Raw genomic sequence first — 15,101 nt, 5'->3', positions numbered from 1 at the left:
CGGCGCAGGGCGTCCGCGCGCACGTGGACGGCGAACGTGCCGTGCCAGTGGCCGTCCGACCGGACCCCGCACATGAGGTCGACCCGGACGTCGTGCGCGGCGAAGGGCTCCCAGTCGATGCCCCGGTCACGCAGTCAGACCGCCATCAGCCGGCCCGGCCGCGGGCAGCCGGGGACGTTCTCGAAGCAGAAGAGGGTCACCCAGTCGGAGGTGTGTCCGTCCATGGTCATGTGTCCGTCCATGGCCGCCATCATCGTGCAGGGGGCGGAGCCGCCGCTCGCATTAAAACCGCGCTCGCATCAAACCCGCACAACACCCCCTACTGATCCCCCGCCCCGGCCGCCGCCGCGAAGGCACCCCGCGCCATCCGATGCAGCAGGGCCGCCGTCACCTCGCGCCCCGGCAACGCCGCCGGCCGCCCGAGGTGGGGTGTCGAGTTCAGGAGGCCGAAGACCGAGTGCACCGCCGAGCGGGCCGTGGGTTCGGTGAGGGCCGGATACACCTCGCGCACGACCTCCACCCACAGCTCGACGTACTGCCGCTGCAGCTGCCGTACGAGCTTGCGGTCGCTGTCGCGCAGGCGGTCCAGCTCGCGATCGTGCAGGGTGATCAGGGGACGGTCGTCGAGCGCGAAGTCGATGTGACCCTCGACGAGCGAGTCGAGGACCGCCTCCGCGCCCCCGTCGGCCTCCGCGACCCGGCGCTTGCCGCCGGTGAGCAGCTGCCCGCTGATCCCCACCAGCAGCTCGGCGAGCATCGCGTCCTTGCCCGCGAAGTGCCGGTACAGACCGGGGCCGCTGATGCCGACCGCCGCTCCTATCTCGTCCACCCCGACGCCGTGGAAGCCGCGCTCGGCGAAGAGCCGGGCAGCCTCCTTGAGGATCTGCTCGCGTCGGGTGGGGGCGTCGGTTCTCGTGGCCATGAAAGCAATTCTAGACAGGGAGGTTAGCGGTCGTTAACCTGGATGACATGCGTTAACGCTCATTAACTGGTGGACCACTGGTGAGGGGACCGCGGGACATGCACGAAGCACCGGAGCTGACGAGCGCGGCAGATCCCGCGTCGGAGGCCTGGCGGGCCAACGAGGCGGCCCATCGCGCCCTCGGCGAGGAGCTGCGCGCCAAGCTCGCCGAGGCACGCCTCGGGGGCGGTGAGCGGGCCCGGGAGCGCCACACCGCGCGCGGGAAGCTGCTCCCGCGCGAGCGCGTGGACACACTCCTCGACCCGGGCTCGCCCTTCCTGGAGCTGGCCCCACTGGCCGCCCACGGGATGTACGACGGGCAGGCCCCGGCCGCCGGGGTGATCGCCGGGATCGGCAGGGTCAGCGGCCGCGAGTGCGTGATCGTCGCCAACGACGCCACCGTCAAGGGCGGCACGTACTACCCGATGACCGTGAAGAAGCACCTGCGGGCACAGGAGGTGGCGCTCGAGAACCGCCTCCCCTGTGTCTATCTCGTCGACTCCGGAGGCGCCTTCCTGCCCATGCAGGACGAGGTCTTCCCGGACCGCGAGCACTTCGGGCGGATCTTCTACAACCAGGCGCGGATGTCGGGGGCGGGGATCCCACAGATCGCCGCGGTCCTCGGCTCGTGCACGGCCGGCGGCGCGTATGTCCCGGCGATGAGCGACGAGGCCGTGATCGTGCGCAATCAGGGCACGATCTTCCTCGGCGGGCCCCCCTTGGTGAAGGCCGCCACCGGTGAGGTCGTCACCGCCGAGGAGCTGGGCGGCGGCGAGGTCCACGCGCGTGTGTCGGGCGTCACCGACCACCTCGCGGAGGACGACGCGCACGCGCTGCGGATCGTACGGAACATCGCGGCCACCCTCCCCGCGCGCGGGCCCCTCCCCTGGGCGGTCGAGCAGTCCGTCGAGCCCAAGGTGGATCCGTACGGGCTCTACGGCGCGGTGCCCGTCGACTCCCGCACCCCCTACGACGTACGCGAGGTCATCGCGCGCGTGGTGGACGGTTCGCGCTTCGCCGAGTTCAAGGCGGAGTTCGGGCAGACCCTGGTCACCGGCTTCGCGCGCATCCACGGACACCCGGTCGGGATCGTCGCCAACAACGGCATCCTGTTCTCCGAGTCCGCCCAGAAGGGCGCCCACTTCATCGAGCTGTGCGACCAGCGCGGCATCCCCCTGGTCTTCCTGCAGAACATCTCGGGCTTCATGGTGGGGCGTCAGTACGAGGCCGGTGGCATCGCCAAGCACGGCGCCAAGATGGTCACGGCCGTCGCCTGCACGCGCGTGCCCAAGCTGACCGTGGTGATCGGCGGTTCGTACGGCGCGGGCAACTACTCGATGTGCGGCCGGGCGTACTCGCCGCGCTTCCTGTGGATGTGGCCCGGCGCCAAGATCTCCGTGATGGGCGGCGAGCAGGCCGCGTCCGTCCTCGCGACCGTCAAGCGCGACCAGCTGGAGGCGCGCGGGGACTCCTGGCCCGCCGAGGACGAGGACGACTTCAAGGCCCCGATCCGCGCCCAGTACGAGCGGCAGGGCAGCGCCTACTACGCGACGGCCCGCCTCTGGGACGACGGTGTGATCGACCCGCTGGAGACCCGGCAGGTACTGGGCCTCGCACTGACCGCCTGCGCCAACGCGCCACTGGGCGACCCCCAGTTCGGCGTCTTCCGGATGTGATGAGGGTGCCCGAGATGTTCGACACAGTCCTTGTGGCCAACCGGGGCGAGATCGCCGTACGCGTCATCCGCACCCTGCGCGCGCTCGGTGTGCGCTCGGTCGCCGTCTTCTCCGACGCGGACGCCGACGCCCGGCATGTGCGCGAGGCGGACACGGCGGTACGGATCGGTCCGGCGCCGGCCGCCGAGAGCTATCTGTCGGTGGAGCGGCTCCTCGAAGCCGCCGCTCGCTCCGGGGCCCAGGCGGTGCACCCCGGGTACGGCTTCCTCGCCGAGAACGCCTCGTTCGCGCGCGCGTGCGCCGAGGCAGGGCTCGTCTTCATCGGCCCGCCCGCGGACGCGATCGCGCTGATGGGCGACAAGATCCGCGCCAAGGAGACGGTGAAGACGGCCGGGGTCCCGGTCGTCCCCGGCTCGTCCGGCAGCGGCCTCACGGACGCGGAACTAGCCGAGGCCGCACGGGAGATCGGCATGCCCGTGCTGCTCAAGCCGTCGGCGGGCGGTGGCGGCAAGGGCATGCGGCTGGTGCGCGACGCAGCGGCACTGGGCGAGGAGATCGCCGCCGCCCGCCGCGAGGCCCGCGCGTCCTTCGGCGACGACACCCTCCTCGTCGAGCGCTGGGTCGACCGCCCCCGGCACATCGAGATCCAGGTCCTGGCCGACGGCCACGGCAACGTCGTCCACCTGGGCGAGCGCGAGTGCTCCCTCCAGCGCCGCCACCAGAAGATCATCGAGGAGGCGCCGAGCGTGTTCCTCGACGCCGAGACCCGTGCCGCGATGGGCGAGGCGGCGGTCCAGGCGGCCCGCTCCTGCGGGTACGAGGGCGCGGGCACGGTCGAGTTCATCGTCCCCGGCAACGACCCGTCGTCGTACTACTTCATGGAGATGAACACCCGTCTCCAGGTGGAGCACCCGGTCACCGAGCTGGTCACGGGGCTCGACCTGGTGGAGTGGCAGCTGCGGGTCGCCGCGGGCGAGCGACTGCCGTACGGGCAGGAGGACATCACCCTCACCGGGCACGCGGTGGAGGCGCGCATCTGCGCCGAGGACCCGGCGCGCGGCTTCCTGCCGTCCGGCGGCACGGTGCTCGCCCTGCACGAACCCCAGGGTGACGGCGTGCGCACCGACTCGGGGCTGAGCGAGGGCACGGAGGTCGGTTCGCTCTACGACCCGATGCTGTCCAAGGTGATCGCGTACGGCCCCGACCGCGCGACCGCGCTGCGGAAGCTGCGCGCCGCCCTCGCGGAGACGGTCACGCTCGGCGTGCAGACCAACGCCGGGTTCCTGCGGCGGCTGCTGGCCCATCCGGCGGTCGTGGCGGGGGATTTGGACACGGGGCTGGTGGAGCGGGAGGCGGAAGGGCTGCTCTCCGGCTGCGGTGACGTACCTGAGGAGGTGTACGACGCCGCTGCCGCGGTACGGCTGTCGTCGCTGGCCCCGGCGGGCGGCGGCTGGACCGACCCCTTCTCGGTGCCCAGCGGCTGGCGCCTCGGCGGCGAGCCCGCACCCGTGGTGTTCCACCTGCGCGTGCCGGGGCTCGAACCCGTCGCTCACCGTCCGCGAGGCACGAACACCGTCACCCCCGACCGGGTCTCCGTCACCCTCGACGGCGTACGCCACACCTTCCACCGCGCCGGCGACTGGCTCGGCCGCGAAGGCGACGCCTGGCACGTGCGCGACCACGACCCCGTGGCCGCCTCCCTCACCGGCGCGGCGCACGCCGGGTTGGACTCGCTCACCGCGCCCATGCCCGGCACGGTGACCGTCGTGAAGGTGGCCGTCGGCGACGAAGTGGTCGCGGGCCAGAGCCTGCTGGTGGTCGAGGCGATGAAGATGGAGCACGTCATCTCCGCCCCGCACGCCGGAACCGTCAGCGAGCTGGACGTCACGCCGGGCACGACGGTCGCCATGGACCAGGTGCTGGCCGTGATCACGCCGTACGAGGAGACGACACCGTACGAGGAGACGCCATGAGCACCCCCGAACTCGGCCTCCCCATGGTCGTACCGGCGCCGGACCTGCCGGCGCGGGTGCGGATCTACGAGGTCGGCGCGCGCGACGGGCTGCAGAACGAGAAGGCGACCGTGCCGACGGAGGTCAAGGCCGAGTTCATCCGGCGCCTCGCGGACTCCGGCCTGACCACCATCGAGGCCACCAGCTTCGTCCACCCCAAGTGGGTGCCCCAACTGGCGGACGCGGAGCAGCTGTTCCCTCTCGTGAGCGACCTGGGCAGGTCCTCGGGGGTGCACCTCCCGGTCCTCGTGCCCAACGAACGGGGTCTGGACCGGGCGCTGGCCCTCGGCGCCCGCCATGTCGCCCTGTTCGCCAGCGCGACGGAGTCCTTCGCGAAGGCGAACCTCAATCGGACCGTCGACGAGTCACTGGCCATGTTCGAGCCGGTGGTGTCCCGGGCCAAGGCGGACAAGGTGCACGTCCGCAGCTACATCTCGATGTGCTTCGGCGACCCCTGGGAGGGTCCCGTCCCCATCCATCAGGTCGTACGCGTCTGCAAGGCCCTGATGGACATGGGCTGCGACGAGCTGAGCCTCGGCGACACGATCGGCGTGGCGACACCGGGTCATGTGCAGACCCTCCTCGCCGAGCTGAACGAGGAGGGCGTGCCGACCAGCGCGCTCGGTGTGCACTTCCACGACACCTACGGCCAGGCGCTCGCCAACACCCTGGCCGCCCTCCAGCACGGCGTCACCACCGTCGACGCCTCCGCGGGCGGCCTCGGCGGCTGCCCCTACGCCAAGTCCGCCACCGGCAACCTCGCCACCGAAGACCTCGTATGGATGCTCCAGGGCCTCGGCATCGACACCGGTGTCGACCTCGCCCGCCTCACCGCCACCAGCGTGTGGATGGCCGAGCGACTGGGCCGACCCAGCCCGTCCCGCACGGTCAAAGCCCTCTCCCACAAGGAATGATCCCCATGTCCCTGGACCACCGCCTCTCCCCCGAACTCGAAGAACTCCGGCGCACGGTCGAGGAGTTCGCCCACGACGTCGTGGCCCCGAAGATCGGCGACTTCTACGAGCGACACGAGTTCCCGTACGAGATCGTGCGCGAGATGGGCCGCATGGGCCTGTTCGGACTCCCCTTCCCCGAGGAGTACGGCGGCATGGGCGGCGACTACCTCGCCCTGGGGGTCGCCCTGGAGGAGCTCGCTCGCGTCGACTCCTCCGTCGCCATCACCCTGGAGGCCGGCGTCTCGCTCGGCGCGATGCCGATCCACCTCTTCGGCACGGAGGCCCAGAAGCGGGAGTGGCTCCCCCGCCTGTGCTCCGGCGAGATCCTCGGCGCCTTCGGCCTGACGGAGCCGGACGGCGGCTCGGACGCGGGCGCGACCCGCACGACCGCCCGCCTCGACCCGGACACGAACGAATGGGTGATCAACGGCAGCAAGTGCTTCATCACCAACTCCGGTACGGACATCACGGGCCTGGTCACGGTCACCGCGGTCACCGGCCGGGGGCCCGGCGGCAAGCCACTCATCTCCGCGATCATCGTCCCGTCCGGCACCCCCGGCTTCACGGTCGCCGCCCCGTACTCGAAGGTCGGCTGGAACGCCTCCGACACCCGTGAGCTGTCCTTCGCCGACGTCCGCGTCCCGGCCGCGAACCTGCTCGGCGAGGAGGGCCGCGGCTACGCCCAGTTCCTGCGCATCCTGGACGAGGGCCGCATCGCCATCGCGGCCCTGGCGACCGGCCTCGCGCAGGGCTGCGTCGACGAGTCGGTGAAGTACGCCAAGGAGCGCCACGCGTTCGGACGCCCGATCGGCGCGAACCAGGCCATCCAGTTCAAGATCGCCGACATGGAGATGAAGGCCCACATGGCCCGCGTCGGCTGGCGGGACGCCGCGTCCCGCCTCGTCGCGGGCGAGCCCTTCAAGAAGGAGGCCGCGGTCGCCAAGCTCTACTCCTCCACCATCGCCGTCGACAACGCCCGCGACGCCACCCAGGTCCACGGCGGCTACGGCTTCATGAACGAGTACCCGGTGGCCCGCATGTGGCGCGACTCCAAGATCCTGGAGATCGGAGAGGGCACGAGCGAGGTGCAGCGGATGCTGATCGCGAGGGAGTTGGGGCTCACGGGCTGAGCCCCCACCTGCGCCGAGGCCCCGTGAACACCCCCTGACTCAGCCACACCCGCGCCGATCAGGGAAAGAGGGACTGGCGGATTTGGGCCAGGTCCGACGGTCGTGACCACGCCGTACGGAGGTCGCGGGGGCCCAGATCCGCCGATCCCGCTACGGCTCCATCGCTCAACTTTGAAGACGCGCCATGCGGGCGGGCCCACGAGGCGTTCATTCGGCGACACGGCGAGGCCGTTCATACGGCAGTAGACCGCCGAGCCGCCGCCCCGTCACCCCCCACCTCGAACCACAGCAGCTTCCCGGCCCCCCGTCCCAGGAGGTCGTCGCCGAGCGCCCAGCCGCCCCACGAGTCCGCGCATTCCTGTACGAGGAGCAACCCGCGCCCTCCGCCGGCGTCCGCCGGGACGGGAGCGACCCGACTGCCGGGCGACTGATCGAAGGGCGCGGGGATGTACGGACTACTGTCCCAGACTCCCACCCGTAACCGCCCGCCTCCCAACGCGGTCAACCGCAGGGAGGCGGGTCCTTTCGTGTGGCGGTACGCATTGGTCACCAACTCGGACGTCAACAACTCGACCACGTTGAGAACTTCGCGCAGGCCATGCCCGTCGAGTGCGGCCCGCACGGTCATACGTGCGACGCGTGCGGCGCGCGGGTCAGGGGGCAGTCGAAGGGCGTACACCCAGGTATCGGGCGGGGATACGGTGACCATGAACACCTCCGGGAGGGAAGGAGCTTGGGCTCGCTCAACTTCGGCGCGGTGCGGCGGCAATGCCGGATGGTGCGCTTCCGGCTTAGGGGCGCGGGCAGTTGAGCGGTACGTGACTACCGTAGAACAGGTGGTTAGATACCTCTAACCGTTCCTACGCAAAGAATCCAACCTTCACTCGTGTGAGGGAAAGGGACGCCGCGCCGCGGCCGGGAAGGAGAGGCTTTGCCGCCCACCAGCAGCCCCACCCTGCGGCAGCGGAGGTTCGGGGCGGAACTGCGCAAACTCCGCGAACGGGCCGGGCTCACCGCGACCGGGGCCGCCGAGCTGCTCGGCGTCAACCAGGCTCGCGTCAGCATGATCGAGACCGGCCGCACACCCGTCAGCGCCGACCGCGTCCGCTCCATGGCACGCGCGTACGACTGCTCGGACGATCGGCTCGTCGATGCCATGACCGCGATGACGGGGCGGCGGACGCGCGGCTGGTGGGAGACGTACCGGGAACACCTACCCGCCGCATTGGTCGACCTTGCTGAACTGGAACACCACGCAACAGGGTTGCGCGTGGCGCTCGTGATCCACATCCCGGCGCTCCTGCAGACCACTGATCACGCACGCGCCCTGTTCCGGTCCGTGGTCCCGCCCATGCGGCAGTACGAGATCGAGCACCGACTGACCCACCGCATCAAGCGGCAGGGAATCCTGCACCGCGAGAGCCCACCCCCGTACTCAGCGATCATCCACGAGTCGGCCCTCCGCATGGGCTTCGGTGGCCCCGCCGTCACCCGTGGGCAGCTCAAGCACCTGCTCGACATGGGCGAACTCACCCATGTCAGCGTCAGGGTGATCCCCTTCGGTACGGACTACTTCCCGAGCACAGGCCAGTCCTTCGACTACGTCGAGGGGCCCGTTCCGCAACTCGACACCGTCCAGTTGGACACGCACCACGGCGGCTGTGGATTCCTGGACGCGGAGGCACAGCTGGGTAAGTACCGTTCTGTACTGGATCACATGGAGTCCTGCGCGCTCGATCCCGCCAAGTCACGCGACTTCATTCACCGCCTCATCCGGGACGCCTGAAGGAGACCAGCCGTGCACAGCATCCACTGGCAGAAGTCCACTTACAGCGGGGACAGTTCAAACTGCGTCTACATCGCCGCGGCCCCCGAAGGAACAGTCCACCTCCGCGAAAGCGACGACCCGGAAACCATCCTCACGACCACGCCCGCCGCCCTCGGCTCCCTGATACGGACCCTCAAGACGTCGACCGGCCCTCGCTAGGCGGACAGCCCCCGGCCATACGGGGGGCGCCCCCACAACACCCGGAGATACGCGCGAACTTTTCCGCGCCGGCGCGCATCACACAGGGATGACGGGGCACATGGCGCCGTTCACACGCTCGTCTCGGGCTGTAAGTTTCAAGGAGCAAACAGACATGGCAACCTTCCTGACGGCACGACGTGTGGTGTCCGCGCTCGGTGCAGTAGCCGCCCTGAGCCTGCTCACAGCCTGCAACGACGGCCAAGGCACCGCCAGCGCTCCGAAGACGGCATCCGAGTCGGGCCAGCAGGCCTCCGGTGATGACTCGAGCACCGCCGACACCACGACGAACACGGGCGCTGCCTCCACCGGCACCGGCGCGTCGAAGGGCTCCGGCGGCACGTCGGTCTCCGGGGGCGGCGCCACGAGCACTCGCTGCACGGCCTCCCAACTGCGCGGGAACGTCGGCGAGAACAACCCGGGCGCCGGGCAGGAGAACTTCCCGCTTGTCGTGACCAACTTCTCCGGGCGCACGTGCACCATCGACGGCTACCCGGGCGTCGCCTTCGTGGACGGCTCCGGCAAGCAGCTGGGACCGGACCCCAAGCGCCGCTCCGGCAGCCCCACCAAGATCACGCTGGCGCCGGGCAAGAGCGCCTGGGCCGGACTGAGCTTCGGCAACCCCGAGGTCAGTGGGGCCCGCAAGGCCACGCCCACGGGGATCCTGATCACGCCGCCGGACGAAAAGGTCTCCCTGAAGGTGGACTGGACAGGCGGCGCGGTACCCGTCTCCTCCGCCGCGAGCCTGACGGCCTTCCAGGCGGGCACCGGCGCCTGACCCGTTCCCACCCCACACCCCACTGCCGCAGAGCGACTGCTGTCCGCTCTGCGGCAGTGGCGTTCGTCATGGAAGCGCTGCTGTTGTCACAGGACGCCAAACCAACCCGCAAGCAACAGGATGAAGCTGGCCATCAAATTCATGCCAGACATTTCCCCAGATTGCACCGGAGGCAGCTTTTTCTAGAGACTCGATTTCCACTAGTGTGCGAAACATTATCCAAGCCCAACCGAATAAACTGTCTCGACGATTCACATCCCGCCCGACCCTACAAAAGGCCCGTCAGCAAGCTGACGGGCCCTCGCAAGCGATTCACGCTAAAAGAATCCCGACCGACTCGGGACAAGTACAGCATGAGTGGCAGGTACGTAACTTCCATCTTCCGCTACCACTCGCCCCAATCCCTCAGGGATCTTGACAGTGCAAGCGTCTTTCGGGTTGGCGAGTCGGCGCCCTGAGCAGGGAAAACCTTACTCAGGGCGCTCGATCCCGCGTTGGAAAAAATGGAGGCTACGACGCAGGACTGCCAGCCTGACTGATCCTCAGACGACTTCGGTGCGAAGCAGATCCAATCGTTGCACCGTCGCCAACTTATCCTCGACGCCAGGAAGGCTATGATTGATATAGACGAAAGTTGCGTACTGGGGAAAATCAGGTTCCTCGAAGTTCCCCTCCTCATCCCTCACGTGGCCCTCGACGGATACCTCGACCCCATCTTCATCACGATGAAGGAAATAGTCTCCGCCCTTGTAAGAACTCTCCCTCCTGGAGAGTTTGATGTTCAACGCCGCAGCGACCATATCGGCTACGTCCGCAACGGTGAAATCCTTTGCCCCATACAGGGTGAAGCGAGAAGGCACGGCACACTCCCTACATCTCATTCACGGTCGAACGATGATACTCGGAGCACGGCTTGTGGCACCCTCGACCGAGCCATAGATCATAAAGTTCACCTCGCGATCAGCTGTCCGAGAGAGGCTGGTACGCAGGTCGCCGAGTCCCATCTTTTCCAGGTCTGCTCCCTTAAGGGGTCCTGTACGTGTTCCGCTTGATCGTAGATTGACGCCAGCATCCTTGGCTCGCGCGAGGAGGCCTTCGCCGACCAGAGCCACATCGAAATCACTGTGCGGACCGAAGGGGCGCCCACTCTTGAAACTCTTTCCAGTAACTGAGCTTCCTTGGAATACAGCAGTCACTCCTTCGACCCCTGCTTCCCGAAGTCCAGCTTGGATTTGACCACCAAACTTGTCGAATTCTGCCGCGTTTGAGAACCCCATCGGAAAACGTCTGGGGCCAGGTCTCGGCCCCATCCCTCCCTCGCGTGCGCCGAAGATTGCTGCGAGGGCACTCGGAACCTGATAGGAATCGCTAGAAGTGTCATAGCCATAGCCAGCTACCCAGTTGTCGAACTGGGCCCCGTAGTCGCAGCCTGGAGATCCCGGGCCTCCATTTCCGCGGCAGTCCGAGTCAAAGATCCAGCCCGCATATTCCACTGTGTGGGGGATGTTACTTACAAGGCCATAGAACGTCTCTCCGACGCCAGAGCAGAAGCTCGCAAGGAATCCCCACGATCCGCACCCCCCAGAATCTCCGGGGCCGGTTTTCGGACCGTCGCCACCGCCACTGCTGGTGTGACCGGAACCGCCCGTGTGGGATGTTCCGCCACCGCCCCCACCAGAAGTCCCGCACGCATCGCTGAGCACGTAGTAGCAACCGCTACCGCCCGCACCACCGCCACCGCCAGGCTTGGTGGTGACACCGCCGCACGGATCCTGGAGGACGAAGTAGCACCCGGTGCCGTTCGCGCCGCCGCTGCTGCCCTGGTCAGCGGGGTATTGCAGACCTGTGGGATCGGACTGGGTGACGGGGCTGTTTCCCGCGTAGCTGTAGCCGTTGAGTGACTGATGCTGGTCGATCGAGAGGACCGGGTCGACGCTGATGAACTGGCCGATCGACGGGTCGTACTCGCGGGCGCCGACATGCGTCAGGGCCGTCGATACGTCGGCCGGCTTGCCGAGAAAGGCCTTGTCGTCGGGCCAGGTGGTCGCCTTCGTACCGCGTGTTCCGCCGAACGGCGAGCTGTAGCGCTTCGCTATCGCGTACGTGCTCGCGTCCAGGGCGATGCTCGACGTGCCGTGATGGTCCCCGGCCAGGAAGCTGAGCTTCGTGCCCGTGGTGCCCGAGACCGCGGTACGGCAGGCGATGGTCTGGCCGTTGGCCGCGTAGTACCGGGTGCCTGACAGGGTCTTCGTCGTTCCCTTGACCGTCAGTCGCGCCTCGGTGCCGCCGCCGAGGTAGAGGACCGTGTCCCCGTCTCCCTTGGCCCGCCGGATCAGCAGTTCGCCGCCCGCGTCGTAGAGGTAGCTGGTCTCCTTCGTGTTCTCGGTGAGCCCCGCCAGCTTGCCCTCGGTGTTCCAGGCCAGCGTCTGCTGAGCCGCGGGGCCCGGACGGGTGGTGGTGTTGCCCGTGCTGTCGTAGACGTAACTGCCGGTCGTGGCGCCCGTGGTCTTGTCCAGCGTGTGGGGCTTGTTGTCCGTGGTGTCGTCGTACTTGTATGTGGTGGTCTTGTCACCCGATGTCGCATGCTGCGTCTCCGTCTGACGCTGACCACCGGCGTTGTACGTGTACGACGTCCAGTACGGAGCCGCACCGTCGATGTTGGACATCGCGCGGCCCGTCGCGGCACAGTCCGCGGTCTTCGGCGTCCAGGCCTCGGTCATACGTCGGTAGCCGTCGTAGGCGAAGCACTGGTAGTCGGCCTTTGCGGTGCCGCCCTGTGTGGTGGTGTCGAAAATGGACGTGACGTTGCCCGCGTCGTCCTGCTTGAAGTTCAGGTCCTGGGCCGGGTAGCTGTGAACGTCGTCCGTCACCTGGGCCCGGGTCAGACGGCGGGTTCCTTCTTCGTAGAGCCAGATGAGATAGGCCTTCTTCGCCGAATCACCCCCGTCCATGCCCAGGGCGAGCTTGGCCAGGTCGCCCTGCGGAGAGAACTCGGCGCCCTGGAGATAGCCCGTGGTCCCCTTCGAGGTGAGCTGCTGGCCGGTGGAGTTATAGCTGTACTTGACCGTCTCCGCCGCAAGGCCGGCCACCGCCGGTGCGGCGGACTGATCCACGGTGCCGTCCAGGTTGTAGCCGGTGGTGAACGACAGCGTCTTCGGCACCCCTGCGGTCACCAGCGGATCGGTCTCAGGCAGGAGCAGCTGGCTTCCCGTGACCTGGTAGAGGTTGTCGTACGACGTGACCTTCTGGGTGTACGCCTTGCCGGCGACCCCACCGTCATAGCGCGTGGCGGTGTCCTGCTGTCCCTTGGCCAGGGCGTCGAAGCCCCAGGCCGCGAGCTTGTTGGCATCCGTCTTGTCGGTTTGCCACATGCCGGTCCTGCGGCCGAGATCGTCGTACTCATACAGCAGTGTGTTGTTCGCCTTGTTGGCGTTGACGGTCTTCGTGACCTGGTCGAGGACGTTGTACTCGGTCACTGCCCTGCCCTTGTCCGGATCGACGGCCGCGGTCTGGCGTCCGAACAGGTCGTACTCGTAGGACCACTTGGACTGATCGGGGCCGGTGATCGCTTCCTGCTGGCCGCTCGGCCGGTAGCTGTAGCCGGTCGTGGTGTAAGCAGTACCGGTCGGCTTGGGACCCGCGTACTCGCGGCGTTCCGTGGTCTGACCCAGGGCGTTGGCGACCACCGCCGTAGCCTGACCGCCTGCCGGAGCTGTCGTGGACACCGTGTCACCGGTGTACGTGGTCTCGGTGGTCCATCGGGCCACACCGTGGACCTTGGTCACCGCCTTGATCGCACGCTCGGCGCCGTCATAGGTCGTGTCCGTCTGGATCGGGGCCTGGCCCTCGGAGGTTTCCACCGGCGCGGACGTCGGCGTCGAGGTGCTGTCCCAGATGTCGGACTGCTGGGTGATGGCCAGCCCTCGCGAGTCGTACAGGGCCAGGGAGACAAGCCGACCACCCTGCGGGGTCGGGGACTGGGTCTGCCGGGTACGCAGGAGCGAGTCGTAGAACGTGTAGCTCGTGTTGTAACCGGAGCCGTCACCCTTGAGAGCACTGGTGGACACCCAGGACATGGCCGAGCTTGTGATCTTGTAGTCGTAGACGTAGTTCGGTGTCTTCTTCCGGACCGTAAGACGGTTGGGCAGCCACACCTTGGTGACACGACCGAGGCTGTCGTACTCGGATTCCGTGACCTTGTTGTTGGGGTCGGTGCTCTTCACCGTCGCACCAGTGTCGAAGTCCACCGCACTGGTGGTCGTGTACCCCTTGAAGTTGCTGGCGCTGGTGGAGGTCAGCGGTCCCGCGTCGACCGGAACGTATGTGGTGTCGGCGACGAGCCGGTCGCCTGCGTCCTTGACCACACGCACACGGCCCAGAGTGTCGTAGGAGCTCGTCGCGGTCTTCTGCCACGCCGGAGTGTCATCGCTGCCGTAGCCCTTGGCCCGGCCCGTCCAGACCGCATCGCCCTTGGTCGGCTTCTGGCTCGCGGACCAGACGGTGGCCGCGGTGTCGTCGTAGATCGTCGCCGTGTCGGAGATGACGTTGCCCGGACGCGACGAGTCCGCGGGCAGGTCGAGCGCCGAGTCGGCGGTGGCACAGGTCTTGGCGACGGTACGGGTGCGCGAGACAAGGGAGTTGAGACCCTTGTCGTCGTTTCGGGCGTACCAGGTGCGGGTGCACTTCTCGTCGTCTTTGACCGCGTCGTCACCCTGGTCTTCGACGGTGTCGGCCATGCCGTAGTCGTCGTAGGTGGTCTTCACCGTGCGCACCCGGTCGTACGGGGTGAGCTTGCTGGTGATGTTCGTACGAGCGTGAGTGGCCACCGTGCGCACGTAGTACGCCTCGGTGTCCGCGTACGACTTGTGCTGGGTCGCCGTCCGCTTCGACCAGGGGTCGCTGATCGTGCCCGAGACCTCGGTGTCACCGTCGTAGGTGGCCGATTCGCGGGTGAATCCCGCGTACTCGTCCGAGTCGGTGATGTCCGCGGCTTTGACGCCGGAAACCTTCACCGGCTTACGGGCATCCGCGTCCGGGGTCTTCCCGTCCGGGCCCAGGACACGGTCACCGTTCATGCCGCGCATGTACACGGTGACGGTCTTGCTCTGCGTGCGCCCGGAATTGCCCGTGAGGTGGGTGACCTTGCCGAAGCCGCGCCAGATGGACCAGGTGCGCTCCTTGGCAGGAGTCATCGGGTCCTCGTTGTAGTGCCAGGCACCGCCACCGGAGTACTGGTAGGTGTGCTGCACGTCCTCCGAGCCGCCGTATGTATCGGTGGAGGAAACCGAGGTGACCGGATACTTCTGGAACCAGTCGAGGATCGGGTCCTTCTCCCCGTTGGGGGACCAGTAGACGGGGTAGCAGCGCTTGGTGTTCTCGTCGACCTTGGGCATGGTCTGGCCCGCGACGCAGTCGGCGTCCGCGTAGGTGACGATGGTCTTCGCGCCGGTCTCGGAGGTGACGGTCTTCAGGCGGGGCCTGTTGAGCGGCATGCAGGGTTGAGCCCACCCTCGCGACTCCCAGGCCGCTCACAAAGCAGAGCGACGGCACACGCGAGGCCCA

10 protein-coding genes and 1 pseudogene are annotated in these 15,101 nt (G+C 67.9%); 7 read left to right on the top strand and 4 right to left on the bottom strand.

Going from position 1 to position 15,101, the window contains the following annotated elements:
• Positions 1–319: 319 nt before the first annotated feature.
• On the bottom strand, positions 320–922 hold the full coding sequence (locus tag OG819_RS19595) for a TetR/AcrR family transcriptional regulator (protein ID WP_266624868.1): 603 nt from the start codon (positions 920–922) through the stop codon (positions 320–322).
• Positions 923–1,020: 98 nt separating this feature from the next.
• Between OG819_RS19595 and OG819_RS19590 the strand changes: the two genes are divergently transcribed.
• The 4 genes from OG819_RS19590 to OG819_RS19575 are packed head-to-tail and all read left to right on the top strand — an operon-like array spanning position 1,021 to position 6,735.
• Complete coding sequence (locus OG819_RS19590; RefSeq protein WP_266624869.1) at positions 1,021–2,637, top strand: carboxyl transferase domain-containing protein; 1,617 nt, start codon at positions 1,021–1,023, stop codon at positions 2,635–2,637.
• Positions 2,638–2,651: 14 nt separating this feature from the next.
• Complete coding sequence (locus tag OG819_RS19585) at positions 2,652–4,610, top strand: acetyl/propionyl/methylcrotonyl-CoA carboxylase subunit alpha (RefSeq protein WP_266650681.1); 1,959 nt, start codon at positions 2,652–2,654, stop codon at positions 4,608–4,610.
• Positions 4,607–5,563 (top strand): hydroxymethylglutaryl-CoA lyase, encoded by a 957-nt coding sequence (locus OG819_RS19580; protein WP_266650679.1) that lies wholly within the window; start codon positions 4,607–4,609, stop codon positions 5,561–5,563. Before OG819_RS19585 ends, OG819_RS19580 begins: the two co-directional genes overlap by 4 nt.
• Before the next feature lie 11 nt (positions 5,564–5,574).
• On the top strand, positions 5,575–6,735 hold the full coding sequence (locus tag OG819_RS19575; protein WP_266652751.1) for an acyl-CoA dehydrogenase family protein: 1,161 nt from the start codon (positions 5,575–5,577) through the stop codon (positions 6,733–6,735).
• Positions 6,736–6,967: 232 nt separating this feature from the next.
• On the opposite strand, the gene OG819_RS19570 is transcribed toward OG819_RS19575, so the two are convergent.
• Positions 6,968–7,444, bottom strand: coding sequence for an ATP-binding protein (locus OG819_RS19570; RefSeq protein ID WP_266650677.1), 477 nt, complete (start codon positions 7,442–7,444; stop codon positions 6,968–6,970).
• A 222-nt stretch (positions 7,445–7,666) separates the two neighbouring features.
• Between OG819_RS19570 and OG819_RS19565 the strand changes: the two genes are divergently transcribed.
• The 3 genes from OG819_RS19565 (at position 7,667) to OG819_RS19555 (ending at position 9,539) form a co-directional block, all read left to right on the top strand.
• The gene (locus tag OG819_RS19565; RefSeq protein ID WP_266650675.1) at positions 7,667–8,521 is read left to right on the top strand and encodes a helix-turn-helix transcriptional regulator; all 855 of its coding nucleotides are present in this window, start codon (positions 7,667–7,669) and stop codon (positions 8,519–8,521) included.
• 12 nt (positions 8,522–8,533) lie between these two features.
• Positions 8,534–8,722, top strand: coding sequence for a DUF397 domain-containing protein (locus tag OG819_RS19560; RefSeq protein ID WP_266650673.1), 189 nt, complete (start codon positions 8,534–8,536; stop codon positions 8,720–8,722).
• Between the two features lie 154 nt (positions 8,723–8,876).
• On the top strand, positions 8,877–9,539 hold the full coding sequence (locus OG819_RS19555) for a DUF4232 domain-containing protein (protein WP_266650672.1): 663 nt from the start codon (positions 8,877–8,879) through the stop codon (positions 9,537–9,539).
• A gap of 542 nt (positions 9,540–10,081) precedes the next feature.
• Here OG819_RS19555 and OG819_RS19550 read toward each other — a convergent pair.
• Both OG819_RS19550 and OG819_RS19545 read right to left on the bottom strand, forming a co-directional pair.
• Positions 10,082–10,399 carry a hypothetical protein gene (locus OG819_RS19550; RefSeq protein WP_266650670.1) on the bottom strand — a complete coding sequence of 106 codons (318 nt, stop codon included), beginning with the start codon at positions 10,397–10,399 and terminating at the stop codon, positions 10,082–10,084.
• A 759-nt stretch (positions 10,400–11,158) separates the two neighbouring features.
• Positions 11,159–15,031, bottom strand: a pseudogene (locus tag OG819_RS19545) (RHS repeat-associated core domain-containing protein); the annotation flags it as partial.
• Between the last annotated feature and the right edge of the window lie 70 nt (positions 15,032–15,101).

It is taken from the genome of Streptomyces sp. NBC_01549, from assembly GCF_026339955.1.
In the GTDB taxonomy this organism is placed as follows: domain Bacteria; phylum Actinomycetota; class Actinomycetes; order Streptomycetales; family Streptomycetaceae; genus Streptomyces.
This window is presented reverse-complemented; position numbering and strand designations above follow the sequence as displayed.